The sequence below is a fragment of the Streptomyces sp. DH12 genome, assembly GCF_020873895.1.
Lineage (GTDB): Bacteria > Actinomycetota > Actinomycetes > Streptomycetales > Streptomycetaceae > Streptomyces.
The window spans coordinates 1-852 of the sequence record NZ_JAHWGT010000174.1; the positions used below are offsets into that span (position 1 = coordinate 1).

Annotated in this window: 2 protein-coding genes; one reads left to right on the forward strand and one right to left on the reverse strand. The window is 71.2% G+C overall.

The annotated features are described in order from the left end of the window. Positions 1 to 28: 28 nt before the first annotated feature. Complete coding sequence (locus tag LPA54_RS33305; protein ID WP_228984465.1) at positions 29 to 523, forward strand: GtrA family protein; 495 nt, start codon at positions 29 to 31, stop codon at positions 521 to 523. Between the two features lie 27 nt (positions 524 to 550). On the opposite strand, the gene LPA54_RS33310 is transcribed toward LPA54_RS33305, so the two are convergent. After that, a partial coding sequence (locus tag LPA54_RS33310) for a sensor histidine kinase (RefSeq protein WP_228984464.1) occupies positions 551 to 852 on the reverse strand: 302 nt, incomplete at its 5' end.

The window sequence follows — 852 nt, forward strand, 5'->3', positions numbered from 1 at the left end:
GCACTCGACCGACGGGAGCCTGTGGGCGATGGGACAAGGTTCCTCGGGGCTTCGACGGCTCTTCCGCGAAGTGGCCAAGTTCGGCGCGGTGGGGGGAGCCGGCGTTCTGGTCAACCTCGGTGTGTTCAACCTGGTCCGCCAGGCGACCGACCTCCAGGTGGTGCGCGCGAGCGTCATCGCCACCGTGGTCGCGATCGTCTTCAACTACGTCGGCTTCCGCTACTTCACCTACCGGGACCGCGACAAGTCCCGGCGCACCCGCGAGATGTCGCTGTTCCTGCTGTTCAGCGCCATCGGCCTGGTGATCGAGAACGGCCTGCTCTACACGGCGACGTACGGCTTCGGCTGGGACAGCTCGCTGCAGAGCAACATCTTCAAGTTCCTCGGCATCGGCATCGCGACGCTGTTCCGCTTCTGGTCCTACCGCACATGGGTGTTCCGCGCCCTGCCGGTGCGCGAGGAGCCCGTGGCGGGCGGCGGCGCCACGGCCGGCGGGGAGCGGCTCCGGCAGCGCGTGCCGTAGCGCTCCCCCTGCCGCGGCGCGTCCCGCTCAGCGCACCGTCCTGCGGGTCTCCTCGTCCGGGTCCTTCTGCGGGGGCGTGCGGGACAGGAACAGGCCGAACACGGGCGGCTTGGCCTGGAGCATCTCCAGACGGCCGCCGTCCGCCTCCGCCAGGTCCCGGGCGACCGCCAGGCCGATCCCGGTGGAGTTGCGGCCGCTGATCGCCCGCTCGAAGATCCGCGACCCCAGCTCGGCGGGCACGCCCGGACCCTCGTCGGTGACCTCCACGACGACCTGGTTGCCGGTGACCCGCGTGCGCAGGGCGACCGTGCCGCCGCCGTGCATCAGCG